This is a genomic window from Pseudomonas sp. NMS19W (genome assembly GCF_051554255.1).
Lineage (GTDB): Bacteria > Pseudomonadota > Gammaproteobacteria > Pseudomonadales > Pseudomonadaceae > Aquipseudomonas > Aquipseudomonas kribbensis.
The window spans coordinates 4,817,894-4,834,135 of the sequence record NZ_CP136718.1 but is presented as its reverse complement, the minus strand read 5'-3'; the positions used below and the strand labels follow the sequence as shown (position 1 = coordinate 4,834,135).

The following is a 16,242-nucleotide window of genomic DNA, read 5'->3' as shown; positions in this document are numbered from 1 at the left end:
CGAATCCGTATTCCGTTTTGTCGCCAGCCCACGGCTGGCCAACGCTCAAGGATCTGAAACGTGATTGGACGCTTGCGCGGCACCCTCGCTGAAAAACAGCCGCCGCACCTGATTCTGGATGTAAACGGCCTCGGGTATGAGCTGGAAGTGCCCATGACCACCCTGTATCGCCTGCCGTCGGTCGGTGAACCGCTGACCTTGCACACCCATTTGGTCGTACGCGAAGACGCGCAGTTACTCTATGGTTTTGCCGGCAAGCGCGAGCGAGACTTTTTTCGCGAATTGATCCGTCTCAATGGTGTGGGGCCGAAACTGGCCCTGGCCTTGATGTCGAGTCTGGAAGTCGATGAGCTGATCCGTTGCGTGCAGTCCCAGGACACTTCGGCGCTGACCAAAGTGCCGGGTGTGGGCAAGAAAACCGCCGAGCGTCTGCTGGTCGAACTCAAGGACCGCTTCAAGGCGTGGGAAACCTCGCCGGCCATGTTTGCGCTGGTACCGAACCAGCCGGACGGCCCGGCACCGGTCAATACCGCCGAGAACGACGCAGTCAGCGCGCTGATTTCCCTGGGCTACAAGCCACAGGAAGCGAGCAAGGCGATTTCCGCGATCAAGGAGAAAGGCTTGAGCAGTGAAGACATGATCCGACGCGCCCTGAAGGGAATGATTTAAGTGATTGAAGCTGATCGTCTGATCGCCGCCACGCACAGTCCGCGTGAGCGCGAAGAAGTCCAGGACCGGGCGATACGTCCCGTCAGTCTGGCCGAATACATTGGCCAGCCGACCGTTCGCGAGCAGATGGAACTGTTTATCCAGGCCGCCCGTGGCCGTAGCGAATCCCTCGACCACACCCTGATCTTCGGCCCGCCGGGGCTGGGCAAGACCACCCTGGCCAACATCATTGCCCAGGAAATGGGCGTGTCGATCAAGAGTACGTCGGGCCCGGTGCTCGAGCGGCCGGGGGATCTGGCCGCGCTGTTGACCAACCTTGAACCCCACGATGTGTTGTTCATCGATGAAATCCATCGTCTGTCACCGATCGTCGAAGAAGTGCTGTACCCGGCGATGGAAGACTTCCAGCTCGACATCATGATCGGTGAGGGGCCGGCAGCGCGTTCGATCAAACTCGATCTGCCACCGTTCACCCTCGTTGGCGCGACGACGCGGGCGGGGATGCTGACCAATCCGTTGCGTGACCGTTTCGGGATTGTCCAGCGTCTCGAGTTCTACAGCACCGCCGACCTGGCGACGATTGTCAGCCGTTCGGCGAACATCCTCGGCCTGCCGCTGGATCCGGAAGGCTCTTTCGAGATTGCCCGTCGTGCCCGTGGTACACCGCGAATCGCCAACCGGCTGCTGCGCCGGGTGCGGGATTTCGCCGAAGTCCGGGCAAAGGGGCATATCACCAAATCCGTTGCCGACCTGGCACTGAATCTGCTGGATGTCGATGAACACGGCTTCGATCATCAGGACCGGCGATTGCTGTTGACCATGATCGAGAAGTTCGATGGCGGCCCCGTCGGCATCGACAGTCTGGCGGCTGCGATCAGTGAAGAGCGCCACACCATCGAAGATGTGCTGGAGCCGTATCTGATTCAGCAGGGCTACATCATGCGTACGCCGCGGGGCAGGGTGGTGACCCGGCACGCGTATCTGCATTTTGGTTTAAACATTCCGTCACGAATGGGCGAAATGCCCGTGGCAGACGAGTTTCTCGATGCCGTGGACGATTGATACACATTTATTGGCGATTTATTCAGCGTTTGTACTGTCTCAGGACGGTACTTTTGCGGTAAAGCCTTCGAACTATGAAAAACAGTTGCCTGGCCGGATTGGCAACCCGAGGAGTAAGCACTAGAGTATGCGCGCGCAAAACGGGCTTGAGCCGTTCGCACATCGTTGTCGCGTTTATTACGAGGACACCGATGCGGGCGGCATCGTGTATTACGTTAATTACCTCAAGTTTATGGAACGGGCTCGAACCGAGCGGCTCCGGGAGCTGGGCTTTGCCCAGTCGGCGCTGGCAGGGGAGGACCTGTTGTTCGTCGTGCACTCCAGCGAAGCGCGTTATCACGCGCCGGCGCGACTGGACGACGAGCTGCTGGTAAGCGCTGATGTAATCGAATTGAACCGTGCCAGCCTGCGCTTTCGACAGCAGGTCAGGCGGGCAACGGATAATGTGCTGCTCTGTGAGGGGCAGTTTCTGGTGGCCTGTGTGCGCACTAACAGTTTGAAACCCCGGGCCCTTCCCGAAGACTTGCGTGCGGCTTTCGCCGACGCGGTCGGCACGGGTACACACTTGAAGCAGGAGATAAAGCGTGGAAGCTAACGTCGTCGACCATTCCTCCATGTGGAGCCTGGTCAGCAATGCCAGCATCGTGGTGCAGTTGGTAATGTTGACCCTGGTGGCCGCATCGGTGACCTCATGGATCATGATCTTTCAGCGCAGCAATCTGCTGCGCGCCGGTCGACGTGCCCTGGAGAGCTTCGAGGAGCGCTTCTGGTCGGGTATCGACCTGTCCAAACTGTACCGCCAGGCCGGCAGCAACCCGGATCCGGATTCGGGCGTCGAGCAGATCTTCCGTGCCGGCTTCAAGGAATTCTCGCGTCTGCGCCAGCAGCCGGGCGTTGACCCTGAAGCGGTCATGGAAGGCGTGGCCCGTGCCATGCGCGTAGCCATCTCCCGCGAGGAAGAGAAGCTCGAGCAAAGCCTGCCGTTCCTTGCCACCGTCGGTTCGGTCAGCCCGTACATCGGTCTGTTCGGTACCGTGTGGGGGATCATGAACTCCTTCCGTGGTCTGGCCAGCGCACAACAGGCCACCCTGGCCACTGTGGCCCCAGGTATCGCCGAAGCCCTGATCGCCACCGCGATCGGCCTGTTCGCCGCGATCCCGGCCGTTATCGCTTACAACCGTTTCTCTGCCCGCAGCGAAACCTTGCTGAGCCGCTACTACACCTTCGCCGATGAATTCCAGGCGATCCTGCACCGCAAAGTGCACACCAGCGAAGAATAAGCAGGTATTTCCCGATGGCTTTAATCACTCGAGCCCGACACAAGCGCAAGCCGGTCGCCGAGATGAACGTAGTGCCTTACATCGACGTGATGCTGGTGCTGCTGGTCATCTTCATGGTGACTGCGCCGATGCTCAATCAGGGCGTGAAGGTGGATCTGCCCAAGGTTTCCAGCGAAGCCTTGCCGCAGGACAACAACACCCAGGTGCTGACCATTTCGATCAAGGCTGACAAGACCTACTACTGGAACCTTGGCAGCGAAGTCGACACCGAGAAGCAACAGGACCGGGCCATGACCCTGCCACAGATGACCGACGCGGTGACCAAGATCATCCGCGCCGGCACTGAAGGCGGCAAGCGCACCCAGGTCTTCATCCGTGGCGACAAGTCCGTCGATTATGGCTCCGTCATGGGCGCCATGGGCGGGTTGCAGAAAGCCGGGGTCGGTAATGTTGGCTTGATCACCGAGGCCCCCTGATGCAGCAACAGCGAGAGCCGTCCGCCTCGGAAAGCTACTTCTGGCCCAGTGTCTGGGCGATTGGCTTGCACGTGCTGGTGTTCGGCATGCTGTTCGTCAGTTTCGCCATGACACCGGAGCTGCCGCCGGCCAAACCGATTGTCCAGGCAACCCTTTACCAGCTGAAATCGAAAAGTCAGGCAACCACCCAGACCAATCAGAAGATTGCGGGTGAGGCGAAGAAGTCCGCCGCGCGCCAGACCGAAGTCGAGCAGATGGAGCAGAAAAAGGTCGAGCAGGAAGCGGTGAAGGCTGCGGAACAAAAGAAAGAAGAAGCGGCTCAAAAGGCCGAGGAAGCCAAGAAGGCCGATGAGGCGAAGAAAGCGGAACAGGCGAAGAAGGCTGATGAAGCCAAGAAAGCCGAAGACGCGAAGAAAGCCGCCGAAGCCAAGAAGGCAGAAGAGAAACAATTGGCTGATATAGCCAAGAAGAAAGCTGAAGAAGAAGCCAAGAAGGCTGCTGAAGAAGAGGCCAAGAAAGAGGCCGCTGAAGAAGCCAAGAAGAAAATCGTCGAAGACGCGAAGAAGAAAGCCGCCGAAGACGCCAAGAAAAAAGCCGAAGCTGAAGAGGCGAAGAAGAAAGTCGCCGATGAAGCCAAGAAGAAAGCTGCTGCCGATGCTGCGAAGAAAAAAGCGCAGGACGCGGCACGCAAATCGGTCGAGGACAAGAAGGCCCAGGCTCTGGCCGACCTGCTGTCCGACAAGACCGAGCGTCAGCAGGCTTTGGCGGACGAACGTGGTGACGAAACCGCGGGCAGCTTCGATGACTTGATTCGTGCGCGGGCAGCGGAAGGCTGGGCTCGTCCTCCTTCGGCACGCAAAGGCATGACGGTTGTACTGCAGATCGGCATGTTGCCGGACGGCACGGTGACCACGGTCAGCGTGGCCAAGTCCAGTGGCGACGGTCCGTTCGATGCGTCGGCAGTGGCAGCGGTCAAGAATATTGGACGTTTGACGGAAATGCAGGGAATGAAGCCGAGCGATTTCGCTCCGTATCGTTCATTCAAGATGACATTCACACCTGAGGATCTAGCCTTGTGAGAAACCTTCTTCGAGGAATGCTGGTCGTGATCTGCTGCATGGCAGGGATCGCGATGGCGGATGAAAAGAACATTCTGGTCACCAGCGGCAGCGATCGGGCGACCCCGATCGCCGTCGTGCCGTTCGGTTTCCAGGGCGGTGCCGTCCTGCCGGATGACATGGCTGAAATCATTGGCAACGACCTGCGGAACTCGGGGTATTACTCGCCAATTCCAAAACAGAACATGATCAGCCAGCCAAGCCAGCCGAGCGAAATCATTTTCCGTGACTGGAAGGCGGTAGGTGCCCAGTACATGATGGTCGGCAGCATCGTGCCAGCGGGCGGCCGCTTGCAGGTGCAGTGGGCGTTGTTTAACGTCGCCACCGAGCAAAAAGTGGCGGACGGCAGTGTTTCCGGTACGACTGAACAACTGCGTGACATGGCGCACTACATCTCCGATCAGTCTTTCGAAAAACTGACCGGTATCAAGGGGGCGTTTTCGACTCGCCTGCTGTACGTGACGGCTGAACGCTTCTCCGAGAAGAACACTCGTTACACGCTGCAACGTTCGGACTACGACGGTGCCCGTGCCGTGACCCTGCTGCAATCGCGCGAGCCTATCCTGTCGCCGCGTTTCGCACCGGATGGCAAGCGCATCGCTTATGTGTCGTTCGAACAGAAGCGACCACGGATCTTCATGCAGAATATCGACACCGGTCGTCGTGAGCAGATCACCAACTTCGAGGGCCTGAACGGCGCTCCGGCCTGGTCGCCGGATGGCAATCGTCTGGCGTTCGTGCTGTCGAAAGACGGTAACCCGGATATCTACGTGATGAACCTCGGTTCGCGCCAGATCACCCGTGTGACTGCTGGCCCGGGCATCAACACCGAACCGTACTGGGGCAAGGATGGCTCGACCATCTACTTCACTTCCGACCGTGGCGGCAAGCCGCAGATCTACAAAACCAGCGCCAATGGCGGTGGTGCCGAGCGCGTGACGTTCGTGGGCAACTACAACGCCAACCCCAAGCTGTCGGCTGATGAAAAGACTTTGGTGATGATCCATCGTCAGGACGGTTTCACCAATTTCAAAGTGGCGGCTCAGGATTTGCAGCGCGGAAGTGTAAAAATCCTCACTGATAGCACTCTGGACGAGTCGCCTACTGTTGCGCCCAACGGCACCATGGTAATCTACGCCACCCGCCAGCAGGGCCGGGGAGTCTTGATGCTCGTGTCCATTAATGGACGCGTGAGGCTCCCGCTTCCTACCGCTCAAGGCGAAGTCAGAGAACCGTCCTGGTCCCCTTACCTGAACTGACGCGGCGCTTTACGTTTTACTTAACACACTGGGGTTCATTAGGAGTTTCACGATGGAAATGCTGAAGTTTGGTAAATTTGCTGCGCTGGCTCTGGCCATGGCTGTAGCTGTAGGTTGCTCGTCCAAAGGCGGCGACAACGCCGGTGAAGGCGCTGTTGATCCAAACGCTGGTTACGGCGCAAACACTGGTGCAGTTGACGGTTCCCTGAGCGAAGAAGCTGCTCTGCGCGCAATCACCACCTTCTACTTCGAATACGACAGCTCGGACCTGAAGCCAGAAGCCATGCGCGCTCTGGACGTTCACGCCAAAGACCTGAAAGCAAACGGCGCTCGCGTTGTTCTGGAAGGCAACACCGACGAACGTGGTACTCGTGAGTACAACATGGCACTGGGCGAGCGTCGTGCGAAAGCCGTTCAGCGCTACCTGGTACTGCAAGGTGTTTCCCCAGCTCAGCTGGAACTGGTTTCCTACGGCGAAGAGCGTCCAGTTGCTACCGGCAACGACGAGCAGTCCTGGGCTCAAAACCGTCGCGTCGAACTGCGTAAGTAATTCGATATGCGAACGTGCCGTCGTGCTGTAACTGTTCTGGCTCTCAGCCTCGCGCCGCTTGCGGCGTGGGCTGCGGTTCCTGTGGTCGATGACAACTCCGGTTATAACAATAGCGGGAGCAGTTATCCGCCTGCAGGTTACGGTACGAACGGCGCCTATGCCGGGGGAGCGGCTACGGCCCCTGCCTCGGCACAAGGCATGCTGTTCAACCAATTGCAACAGATGCAGGATCAGATATCGCGCCAGCAAGGCGTGATCGAAGAACTGCAGAATCAGGTTGCGCGTATGAAGCAGGAATCCCTGGAGCGATACCAGGATCTTGATCGGCGCATAGGATCCGGTGCTGCACCTGCCGCGACTCCCGAGAATTCTTCTGCCGGTGGCGATGCAAGTGCTGCTGCCGGTGCCGCTGCTGGAGCCGGGGCTGCTGCCCAGGCACCTGCCGCGAGTGGCGAACCGGCTGATCCGGCCAAGGAAAAGCTGTATTACGATGCAGCCTTCGACCTGATCAAGGCCAAGGATTTCGACAAGGCCAGCCAGGCTTTCGCCGCGTTCCTGCGTAAATACCCGAACAGCCAATACGCGGGCAATGCCCAGTACTGGTTGGGGGAAGTGAACCTGGCCAAAGGCGACCTGCAAGGTGCGGGTCAGGCTTTTGCCAAGGTTTCGCAGCTGTATCCCAAGCATGCCAAAGTGCCGGATTCGCTGTACAAGCTGGCTGACGTAGAGCGCCGCCTCGGTCACACCGACAAGGTCAAAGGCATTCTGCAACAAGTGGTGTCCCAGTATCCGGGTACCTCCGCTGCCCAGTTGGCCCAACGCGATCTGCAGCGCATGTAATACTGTTTGACCCGTTTGGAAGAAACCCGCGCTTGTCGCGGGTTTTTTCGTTAGAATTCACGCCCTTTTATGAAACACGCTTCTGGTGATCTACGCGTTGGCGGGGTTGCCTGAAGTGCCTGACGGAGGCGGACAGCCTGTTTAGCTGTTACGCCCGTGGCGACTATGCAAGACACATTGAGAATCACCGAAGTTTTCTACTCGTTGCAGGGGGAAACGCGGACTGCCGGGCTGCCCACGGTTTTTGTGCGCCTGACCGGTTGCCCATTGCGTTGCCAATACTGCGACAGTGCCTACGCGTTCAGCGGCGGCACCATTCGTACACTCGACGACATCCTCGAGCAAGTGGCCGGGTTTCGCCCGCGCTACGTTTGTGTCACTGGCGGTGAGCCGCTGGCACAACCCAATGCCATCCCTTTGCTCAAACAATTGTGTGATGCCGGCTACGAAGTCTCGCTGGAAACCAGCGGTGCCCTCGATATTTCGGCGGTTGATCCTCGGGTCAGCCGGGTTGTTGATTTGAAGACTCCTGATTCGAAGGAAGCTCATCGCAACCGTTACGAGAATATCGAACTGCTGACGCTCAACGATCAGGTGAAGTTTGTCATCTGTTCTCGGGAAGACTATGACTGGGCGGTTTCCAAGTTGATCCAGTACGGTCTTGAACAGCGTGCCGGAGAAGTGCTGTTTTCCCCGAGCCATCATGATCTGAATGCTCGGGATCTGGCGGATTGGGTGGTGGCCGACAATCTGCCGGTACGCCTGCAATTGCAACTGCACAAGTATCTGTGGAATGACGAGCCAGGGCGCTGAGATGACTGAACAACTGAACACTTCTGAAAAACGTGCGGTCATTTTGCTGTCCGGCGGCCTGGACTCGGCCACGGTCGTGGCCATGGCCCGCGCCGAAGGCTATCGCTGCTACACCATGAGCTTCGATTACGGTCAACGCTCCCACGCTGAATTGCACGCCGCTGCTCGCGTTGCCCGCGATCTGGGCGTGGTCGAGCACAAGGTAATCGGTCTGAACCTGAACGGCATGGGCGGTTCGGCCCTGACCGACAGCAGCATCGATATCCCGGAGGAGCTCGGTGACGGCATTCCGGTGACTTATGTTCCTGCGCGCAATACGGTGTTCCTGTCGCTTGCCCTGGGCTGGGCTGAAGTACTCGGTGCCCGTGACATCTTCATTGGTGTCAATGCGGTGGATTACTCCGGTTACCCGGATTGCCGCCCGGAGTTCATCGAGTCGTTCGAGCGTATGGCCAATCTGGCGACCAAGGCCGGTGTCGAAGGCCATGCTTTCCGTATCCAGGCACCGTTGCAGAACCTGAGCAAGGCGCAGATTGTCCAGGCGGGCGTGAAGCTCGGGGTCGATTACGGGCTGACTGTTTCCTGCTATCAGGCGGACGATGAAGGCCGTGCCTGTGGCAGGTGCGACAGCTGCCGACTGCGTGCGGAAGGCTTTGCAGCGGCCGGAATCAGCGACCCGACACGTTATTTTTGATTTTTTTCAAATTAGGTGTTGAATAGTCCTTAAAAATCAGTATTATACGCGCCACCACACAGCGGGTCGTTAGCTCAGTTGGTAGAGCAGTTGGCTTTTAACCAATTGGTCGTAGGTTCGAATCCCACACGACCCACCATTTTCACAGCGGTTCGTTATGTACTAGGAAGGGGGCTTGCCAGCCAGTTTCTAGTCTTGCAGCCGTCTGGAGCGAACCTTAGGCGCGCTTCAGCGTGATGTCAATATGGAATAGCCCGTCATTTATGGCGGGCTTTTCTATTTCCGGCCCAAACAACTCAATGACTTAGCGGATTTGCGGCTACTAAGGTCTACGAATTTTCGCCTTGAGTCGTCCTCAAAACCCGCGCAGCCAAAGGCATGGCGCCAGTTTCCTAGCACCAGAAATCTGGGACAGCTTTGCCTATCTGGCCTTCAACAGCCGTCGATGTAATGGCTTATTGCCATTCGTCGATTCATAGCTTCGGGGAGGCGCGTGCGTTGTAGACCGTGCCTGCGTCAGCTGAATGAGATCGAGCAAAGGGTGTAGACCCTGTTGTTGATGTCATCAGGCTGGATAGCAGGCTAGGTTGAAAGAGATCTTCGGGGGGAGCAACGCACTGGCACAGTCCTGCTTGAACTCAATCAGCAGATGTCCTGGTGCAGGGGCGCTACCTCCGTAATGATCATGTTCGTTCGTTCTTCGTTGGTCAGGCTCTATGCGTACTTGGTTTTCATTTGTCCGCGAGTTTGGTGCACCGCTGTCATCCACCCGCCGTACAAGACGTAATGCTCCCTGCTGCATGCTGCGCTCGTGCAATACGTCGCGCATGTGGTCATAGTCGGCCTCGATGTAACTCATCGTGGTAGCGATGTTCGAATGATTCAGCAGGTTCTTGGTCAGGTGAATGTTTCTTTCTGGCTGCTTCATCAGATCGGTTGCAAGCGTGTGCCTGAACCGGTGCGGAGTCATCCGAACCCCGAGCTTGACGATCAACTTCTTGTACATCGCTTCGACTTGGTCGGAGTTCATTTCATGCCGCTTGTAATAGCGGGAGAAGCGATTGACGTTGAAGAGTTGGTCTTCGGCGGCGAAGCCAGCTCGAGCGGCTTCATCCAACAACCGACGCATATGAGGCGCAAGGCCATCCATAATCGGGATTCGAAATTCCCGGTGGGTCTTCTCTGTTTCGCCTCTTACAAGGATGAGTTGGCGGTCCCAGTCGACATCCCGAAGACGAATGCACAGCAGTGCATTCAGCCTGATGCCCGTGTAGTAGAAGATTTCGAACGTAGCTAGCCAGAACCACCCTGGCGTGATCCTGGCGCGGCTGCCAGTCGATTCCTCTTGGTCAGCCAAGCTTCTGAGCCAGCGCCGCGCACGGAGGATCGCCTCGCCGTCAACGATTTTGCTCGGTCGCTTCGGAGCAATTACCGTCGTCTTCTTGAATGGGTTTACATCGGTGTTGGGAAGAATCCCGTACTCAATGCCATACCCCCATATGGTTCGGAGGTGATTGGAGTAGGTGTTCCAGCTGCGCTTCGATAGACCTCCGTCAATCAACTTGTTCCTCAATGCGAGAACGCCACGTCGATCGATGGACTCCACATCGACAGCTTTGCCGAAGTTCTTTTCCAGTTTCTTTATTGCCGCGCCGTAGATTTTCGCACTGGCCGGCCGGAGGTCGTGATCGACTAAGTATTCCCGGAGCAGATTTTCGGGCGTCATTCGCCGGCCCCTTCCGTCACCCGTCTCAAGCTTGGGTTATTCATGGGCTGCTCGGGAAATATCAGCCTCGGGTCAATAAGCAGGTAGCCCCTCAACTGCGTGGTCTTTCTTGGACCTATTACATCGTAGGTCCAGATGTTCAGCTGCTTGCTGGTCTTCTGGTGATTCTTCTCCTTTTCAAAGGCGCGTTGAACATACTGCCAGGCCGCTGTCCCCGGTTTACCGACAATCTTCTCAAGTTCCGGGTGCTCCAGCACATATCGCTTGAAGATCCCTGGGGTGACGAGCATTGCTGTGTCGTCGACGGTGTGAATCAGGGCCTTGGTGTCATTGATGATCAATTTATGGGAGGCGACACCTGCTTTTACCCAAGCGATGAAAGCCCCTCCCAGCGAACTACTCGTAGGCATTGTGGTTACATCTTTCTGTGCAGCATTCCTTGCTATGGCTGCTAGAGAATCGTCAGCCGGCCCTACCTCCTCTAGTCCTTGATGGGGAGGGGAGGCGGCTGCTGGGCCTTGGCTTGCTCTTAGCTCTTCTGATGGCGCGGTGATATTACTATACAGTGACAGTAGTTCTTCCCGCTCAGATGATTGGATTCCTTGGCCTGGAGCTGGCTGTACCAGAGCTCGGGGCCTCGCAGGGGGTTGTGGTGTGTCGCCATTGGAGTCGCCGGGCTGTTCCGGTACGGCGCAGACTGTTTCCTCACTCGTACTCGGCTGGGTGACGGCTTCCTGTTCCTGTTCCTGTTCCAGGGTGAGGGTACCTGCGTACTGGGGCGGGCGATCGTCTGGATTGGGCCAGACGAGTGCCGGCGAGATCTTCAGGAAGGTGAAGCTATTCTTCCAGCCGCGGCCATTATCGATGGTGGCTTTCCAGATCGCTTTATCCTGCGCGTTGGTCTGGATGATTGCCTGGTCCTGCAGCATGTTGAAGAACGGGGCATTGGAGGTTGGTACTCCATCAATACCCTGGGTCAGCAAGTATGCCCGGAGCTGATCTGCTGCAGGCTTACTCACCAGCCAAAGCGCATCCTGAGTCAGCCAGCCAGCCGCAGGTCCGTCCGGGTGATTGAGCTTGAGTTTCTCCCGCACCAGGAATCGCAGACCGTCGGCGAGTTGCCGCTGCAGTGATTGTTTGGGGGCTGTAAGCGCGCGCTCCGGATTTCCGCCCAGTTGCTGGGCAACTGAAGCTTTGTCTGCCTGGACTACAATTTCGCCGAGGATGCCGGCGTGCTCGTATTGACCTGCAAGGAGGTAGATCAGTTGCCTCCACAGTTCAGGAAAACTACTGAGCCAGTCGAGAATCCCGTTGTCCAGAATCTGCGTATACACCAGGGCTGAAGCAGCACCGTGTAGCTGGTACTCCCTGCCTTTGACGTACTTGAACCGATAGGGACGGCTGATCGGTCCGTGCCACGGATGCCACGCTCGGCCATCCTCGAGCTCCACGCGGAGGTCAACAGCGATCTTTCCCAAGTCATGCAGCAACGCACCGTACGCTGCTGCTGCTGTCCATGCCTCCGCTTGGGCCGACTGCGATTCCGGTGGCGCTCCGATCGGTAGAAGGTGTGTCTGACGGATCTTGAGGGCGTAAGCCATTATTTCCAGGCCATGGTCCAGAAGGCCTCCAAGGTGGGAATGGTGATGGTTTTCAGAGGCAGGGAGCAGTTGCACCAGCTCTGCGTAGCGCTCGAGCGGCTTGAGGTAGAGAGTGTTGAACTGAGCTCGTGAGAGCGAAGCCCGACGCCAGATATTCTCCAGGAGCTGCTGGCGAAGAGGTAACTGCAGCAGAGCAGTAGCCTTCGCCGGTAGATGGAAGCCTTGCGGTGAGGCTTCTGGTGTTGGTTTGGCCGAACGACGGCCTAACCAGGATAGGAGGTGCATAGGGTGCTCCATGGGTTTGCATGGAGCGGGCTTTTCTCCTAATGCCAAGATGGCATCAACGGAAAAGGGTATGTGAGAGGTTCTTGAATTCGTGGCAATGAGCCATCACTACATACCGGGAAGCCTGAATGATGGACTAGAGTTAGGGGCGTTATTCGGAGTAGGTGGGGCAGGGTTCAGTTCATGGTTATATTGTTCAAGGCTAAGGCTGCCAATAAGTTTTCCCGACGGCGAAACACCTAGCACCGTTAACATGCTTTCGGGTGAGACATGACCACTTCCGCCGCGCCCATCTGCATTCCTATAATATTGCAGTTGTTCAAGGTAGTTCATAAACTCAGGATGAGTTATGCCCATGGATAGAATATCAGTAACGTGTGTGCACCGAGCATTCTGGTCAAAGTATTTCTGGTTTCCGAGTCCTAATTTTTGCTCTTTTGTTAGACCTCCATACACAATCCAATGATGATTGTAATGATTCAGGTGGTTTGCGGCTGCGTGGTAGTCTGTGAAGATTGTCTTCTCTGCTGCGATCTCTGATTCGTCTCTCTTGAACTCTATAAGTACCAGTTTGTTATCTTTTCCGAAAATGCCATCGCCCGATGAGCGCTCATGTCGGCCTGCAATCGGCGCTGCGAAATCTAACCGGCCGGCTGCGCTCAGTGTAAGGATGAAACCATACTCGACTGTTTTTTCCCACCAAGTAGCTTGCATATTCAGCTCCTAATGTTGCCTTTTATCGGACTCCGTCCGCCCTTTCGGGTAGGGCTTTTACCCTTGAGATCCATTCCATTATCCATTCAAGCCCATTTGCTGTTGAGCCATTTACCCTTTACTGCTGATGCAGGTGTTTCAAATTCTGAGCGACCTCCATAGCATCGTGGAGGACTCGTAATATCTCAACGATTTGATCTGTCCCAGTTCGGTAGAAAACGATATGTCGAGGTCTAAGCGCGCGGCCATCAGTCATCTGCAGCATGTTGAATGACAGATGTAGGCTACGAAGGCCGGGGGACAGCTCATCACGCATTTTGCTACCTACCAGCGCTGGCTGCGCAGCTAAGGCGAGGAATGTTTCCTGTAGCACTTCTCGATACCGATTCCTGACGGACTCACCGAGCCTCACCTCAGTAAAGCGAAGGGTATCGGCGATGTCGATGCATGCCTGGGGTGACATGCGAACAATGACCCTACTCATGCTTTATCGCCCGTTAGCCTTCCAAAGTTGTCGAGGTAGGCTGCCAGATTGGCCGGATCGATTTCATGGTACTGACCCGCTTCAATCTCCATGATGCCTACTGATGTCGCGTTCCGCAGCGCTTCGAGACGGGCTGCCTCAGCTGCTTCATGCTCGAGCAGCATCCGGATGCCTGCCCGTACGACCTCGCTGAAGTTCTGGTATCGACCAGTGTTAACTAGATCATCAATGGACTGCTCCATCGGCTGTGGAACGACGACATTGTGGGTGGCCATAGATGAGAACCTGATGAGTGGAGATGGCGTTTTATGCCATAGCTCTTGCGAAAAAGCCAAAGGTGTCGTATATCTGATGGGAAGGTGCTCTCACAGAGCAAGGAGATGGATCATGACCACAGCCGCCAAACATTCGATTGCCTTCCGCTTGGGCCGGGCCTTTGGTGCGGTGGCACGCTTCTGCTTCTTCGACAAAAACACTCTCGTTCGTTGGGGCAAAAGAGTGGTTCTTTTGGGCACCCTGGCTCTGATCCTAACCAACTCGTTGAGCGCCATTATTGCCTCACTATTAACCGTTGGTTGTATTGGGTTGTTGGTCTGGGCGCTGTCAGCCGGGAAGTCCAATCTGCTTTCAGGCATGTTGAAGGAGGACGCTTATGTTCCCAGATCCGACGAAGATTCGTACAGGGCACCTTTCTATGGCGAGCACGAGCACCCTGATTACAACATGTACTTCAAAGATTGATCCAGTTTATGAAGTCACAGGTTATGGCCAGGTTTCTGGCCATATCCGTTTATGTTGAGGCAGATTTTATAGCGTCCTTAGCAATACTTGCCCCTTGCCCCCCAGCCTGTTGAATGTCCTTCGTTCCGTTGGTAAGTCCTCCGATAATATTCCCCGTTTGCACTCCCGCCCAGCCGAGAGCGACTATCCAGAATGTTGGGAGAATGATAAACATCGAACCCATGACGAAGTTTAGTATCGCGTCTTGAGTAGTGGTGTTTAAGCCCATCACTGGATCAAAGGATAAGTGCGGCGATCCCGAACCATACAGAACATCGATGATTGTGCTGTCGACCCATCTTGCCAACTGAAACCAGAAGTCTACAAATATTAAAGCGAACATCGTTACTGATATGGTCATTGCAACTTTCAGTTGATACGCCCCGATTATCAGTACCAGTGGAATACTGATAACCATGGCCATCTTGAGGAAGGCCACTACCATCGGTAAGGCTTGGCGCACCATGTCCATAGCCGGGAAGAAGGCCAGAGATCCAACGGCGACCCCCACTGTTCCCCCTGCACGAGCAAGGCCATTCCAGACGGTTCCATCGACCTGTCCGCCATAGTCGGTGTAGACGTCTCCGTTGACCTGGCTGGATGGCGAGACGAGCTGCCGAATCATTGAGTCGGTGATTTCCTCTTGGGACAGCCACTTTGCCCACCCCAGGAACTGGTTCAGTAGACTTGGGTCGACTTGGGCTTTCAGTCGGTCCCGTAGCCCGATGTTCCCGTCTGACCACCACTGCTTGCAGGTGGGGTAGCCACCACCACCGGTGACCTGGGGCATGCCGTCATCACGTTTCGTGTCATACGGCCAGGATGTACGGGGTGTTCTGGAGTAGTCCGTGTCGTAATACCCTGTTGTATTCAGCAGGTAGTGGGAGCCGATCCAGTTCAGGTCCTGCAGGGCTTTCTGGTCTTTCGCGATCGACCCAATGTCGGGTTGACGCATGAACAGGCGCGCGCGGGAAGGGCCGAAGCAATCATGGGTGAAGTCTGCTACCTCTTGCGCGAGCAGGGGTTGCCGATCCTCATTGCGTCCACCTCCATGCGCATTTGCCTGAGATCCGTACCGCAGGGGATTGCTGCAACAGCGCCGCTATTCAACCCCTTGGACAACGCATGTACGAGCGCCCACCACACCGGCACCTTCGCGCTCTTGCCGGCCAAAGAGCTGAAGGTCGTGTTCCACCCTGTCTCAGAGGGGGCTGGCGTCAGTACCTGGCACTGCTTCCCTCGCGATTGGTCGAATTGCAAAGTGTCAAAGCCAACGGATATGAATGGCACAGCGCACAGAGATACCACCACATATCCGACGTAGATCCGGGTTTCAATTCGAGCCAGGGATAGCACTCCCTTGTTGCCCTCGTCGGCGCCTTCACCTCGGACCTTAAGCCACTCCTGGGCCACAATGATGATGAAGGGCAGGGCGAACAGGCCCGTGTCCGAAATCATGTCCCAGATCCCGTTGTTGATGATCCATCCTACCAGGGTGAGGTAATACTCCAGATAGTCGTTCGTGTAGAGTGTCATAGCACCTCCGACCAGGTGATTGGTGCTTTAGAAATCTCGATGATCACGAACAGCAGGAGCACCAGGAACTCGACCCGCTGCGTCCCTTTTGATGGTTGCCCAGCCTCATTCCCGGGTAGGCGCGCTTTGAGTTTCAACCAGCCAAAGACGATGATGCCGTAGAGGGCAATTCGCCATAGCAGCAGTGGCAGGTAATTTCCCTCTCGCCACTTCAACCAGGCGTCGAACACGCCCAGGTGATTGATCGCGATGATGCCGAGCAAAACGCTCAGCAGCAGCATCACCACGCTGAGAACCACGCCTCCCAGCAGAACTTTCAGGGGGTGGGCTTTTTTCTCGACATCCTCGGACATAT

18 protein-coding genes, 1 tRNA gene and 1 pseudogene are annotated in these 16,242 nt (G+C 56.4%); 13 read left to right on the top strand and 7 right to left on the bottom strand.

Annotated features, from left to right (window positions below):
- Positions 1 to 60: 60 nt before the first annotated feature.
- The 12 genes from ruvA (at position 61) to R1A29_RS22130 (ending at position 8,900) form a co-directional block, all read left to right on the top strand.
- A complete protein-coding gene (ruvA, locus tag R1A29_RS22185; protein WP_007951205.1) occupies positions 61 to 669 on the top strand; it encodes a Holliday junction branch migration protein RuvA in 609 nt (202 codons plus the stop codon).
- Positions 670 to 1,731: a Holliday junction branch migration DNA helicase RuvB gene (ruvB, locus tag R1A29_RS22180; RefSeq protein ID WP_085709623.1), complete on the top strand. Its 1,062-nt coding sequence runs from the start codon at positions 670 to 672 to the stop codon at positions 1,729 to 1,731.
- A 127-nt stretch (positions 1,732 to 1,858) separates the two neighbouring features.
- Positions 1,859 to 2,326 (top strand): tol-pal system-associated acyl-CoA thioesterase, encoded by a 468-nt coding sequence (ybgC, locus tag R1A29_RS22175; RefSeq protein ID WP_085709624.1) that lies wholly within the window; start codon positions 1,859 to 1,861, stop codon positions 2,324 to 2,326.
- Positions 2,316 to 3,011: a protein TolQ gene (tolQ, locus tag R1A29_RS22170; protein WP_007912733.1), complete on the top strand. Its 696-nt coding sequence runs from the start codon at positions 2,316 to 2,318 to the stop codon at positions 3,009 to 3,011. Before ybgC ends, tolQ begins: the two co-directional genes overlap by 11 nt.
- 23 nt (positions 3,012 to 3,034) lie before the next feature.
- Positions 3,035 to 3,487 (top strand): protein TolR, encoded by a 453-nt coding sequence (tolR, locus tag R1A29_RS22165; protein ID WP_162803534.1) that lies wholly within the window; start codon positions 3,035 to 3,037, stop codon positions 3,485 to 3,487.
- Complete coding sequence (gene tolA / locus R1A29_RS22160) at positions 3,487 to 4,566, top strand: cell envelope integrity protein TolA (RefSeq protein ID WP_085709625.1); 1,080 nt, start codon at positions 3,487 to 3,489, stop codon at positions 4,564 to 4,566. Before tolR ends, tolA begins: the two co-directional genes overlap by 1 nt.
- Before the next feature lie 17 nt (positions 4,567 to 4,583).
- Positions 4,584 to 5,864: a Tol-Pal system beta propeller repeat protein TolB gene (gene tolB / locus R1A29_RS22155; RefSeq protein WP_408986127.1), complete on the top strand. Its 1,281-nt coding sequence runs from the start codon at positions 4,584 to 4,586 to the stop codon at positions 5,862 to 5,864.
- Positions 5,865 to 5,916: 52 nt separating this feature from the next.
- Entirely contained in the window at positions 5,917 to 6,414 is a 498-nt protein-coding gene (pal, locus tag R1A29_RS22150; protein WP_003178634.1) for a peptidoglycan-associated lipoprotein Pal, read from the top strand.
- Between the two features lie 6 nt (positions 6,415 to 6,420).
- The gene (gene ybgF, locus R1A29_RS22145) at positions 6,421 to 7,254 is read left to right on the top strand and encodes a tol-pal system protein YbgF (RefSeq protein WP_438299591.1); all 834 of its coding nucleotides are present in this window, start codon (positions 6,421 to 6,423) and stop codon (positions 7,252 to 7,254) included.
- Between the two features lie 165 nt (positions 7,255 to 7,419).
- Positions 7,420 to 8,067 carry a 7-carboxy-7-deazaguanine synthase QueE gene (gene queE, locus R1A29_RS22140; RefSeq protein WP_438299590.1) on the top strand — a complete coding sequence of 216 codons (648 nt, stop codon included), beginning with the start codon at positions 7,420 to 7,422 and terminating at the stop codon, positions 8,065 to 8,067.
- Position 8,068: 1 nt separating this feature from the next.
- A complete protein-coding gene (gene queC, locus R1A29_RS22135) occupies positions 8,069 to 8,761 on the top strand; it encodes a 7-cyano-7-deazaguanine synthase QueC (RefSeq protein WP_438299589.1) in 693 nt (230 codons plus the stop codon).
- A gap of 63 nt (positions 8,762 to 8,824) precedes the next feature.
- Positions 8,825 to 8,900, top strand: a tRNA-Lys gene (locus R1A29_RS22130).
- A gap of 426 nt (positions 8,901 to 9,326) precedes the next feature.
- Here the strand turns inward: R1A29_RS22130 and R1A29_RS22125 are convergent.
- From R1A29_RS22125 to R1A29_RS22105, 5 genes are all read right to left on the bottom strand, one after another.
- Positions 9,327 to 10,487 (bottom strand): site-specific integrase, encoded by a 1,161-nt coding sequence (locus tag R1A29_RS22125; RefSeq protein ID WP_438299588.1) that lies wholly within the window; start codon positions 10,485 to 10,487, stop codon positions 9,327 to 9,329.
- Positions 10,484 to 12,373, bottom strand: coding sequence for a MobH family relaxase (gene mobH / locus R1A29_RS22120; protein ID WP_438299587.1), 1,890 nt, complete (start codon positions 12,371 to 12,373; stop codon positions 10,484 to 10,486). Before mobH ends, R1A29_RS22125 begins: the two co-directional genes overlap by 4 nt.
- A gap of 108 nt (positions 12,374 to 12,481) precedes the next feature.
- A complete protein-coding gene (locus R1A29_RS22115; protein WP_438299586.1) occupies positions 12,482 to 13,087 on the bottom strand; it encodes a hypothetical protein in 606 nt (201 codons plus the stop codon).
- A gap of 118 nt (positions 13,088 to 13,205) precedes the next feature.
- A complete protein-coding gene (locus tag R1A29_RS22110) occupies positions 13,206 to 13,550 on the bottom strand; it encodes a type II toxin-antitoxin system RelE/ParE family toxin (RefSeq protein ID WP_438302079.1) in 345 nt (114 codons plus the stop codon).
- 17 nt (positions 13,551 to 13,567) lie between these two features.
- A complete protein-coding gene (locus R1A29_RS22105) occupies positions 13,568 to 13,846 on the bottom strand; it encodes a type II toxin-antitoxin system ParD family antitoxin (protein ID WP_438299585.1) in 279 nt (92 codons plus the stop codon).
- A gap of 112 nt (positions 13,847 to 13,958) precedes the next feature.
- On the opposite strand from R1A29_RS22105, the gene R1A29_RS22100 reads away from it, so the two are divergent.
- A complete protein-coding gene (locus tag R1A29_RS22100; protein ID WP_438299584.1) occupies positions 13,959 to 14,312 on the top strand; it encodes a hypothetical protein in 354 nt (117 codons plus the stop codon).
- 49 nt (positions 14,313 to 14,361) lie between these two features.
- Here R1A29_RS22100 and R1A29_RS22095 read toward each other — a convergent pair.
- Together R1A29_RS22095 and R1A29_RS22090 are read right to left on the bottom strand one after the other, a co-directional pair.
- Positions 14,362 to 15,887, bottom strand: a pseudogene (locus R1A29_RS22095) (conjugal transfer protein TraG N-terminal domain-containing protein).
- On the bottom strand, positions 15,884 to 16,240 hold the full coding sequence (locus tag R1A29_RS22090) for a hypothetical protein (protein WP_438299583.1): 357 nt from the start codon (positions 16,238 to 16,240) through the stop codon (positions 15,884 to 15,886). The pseudogene R1A29_RS22095 and the gene R1A29_RS22090 overlap by 4 nt, the downstream one beginning before the upstream one ends.
- Between the last annotated feature and the right edge of the window lie 2 nt (positions 16,241 to 16,242).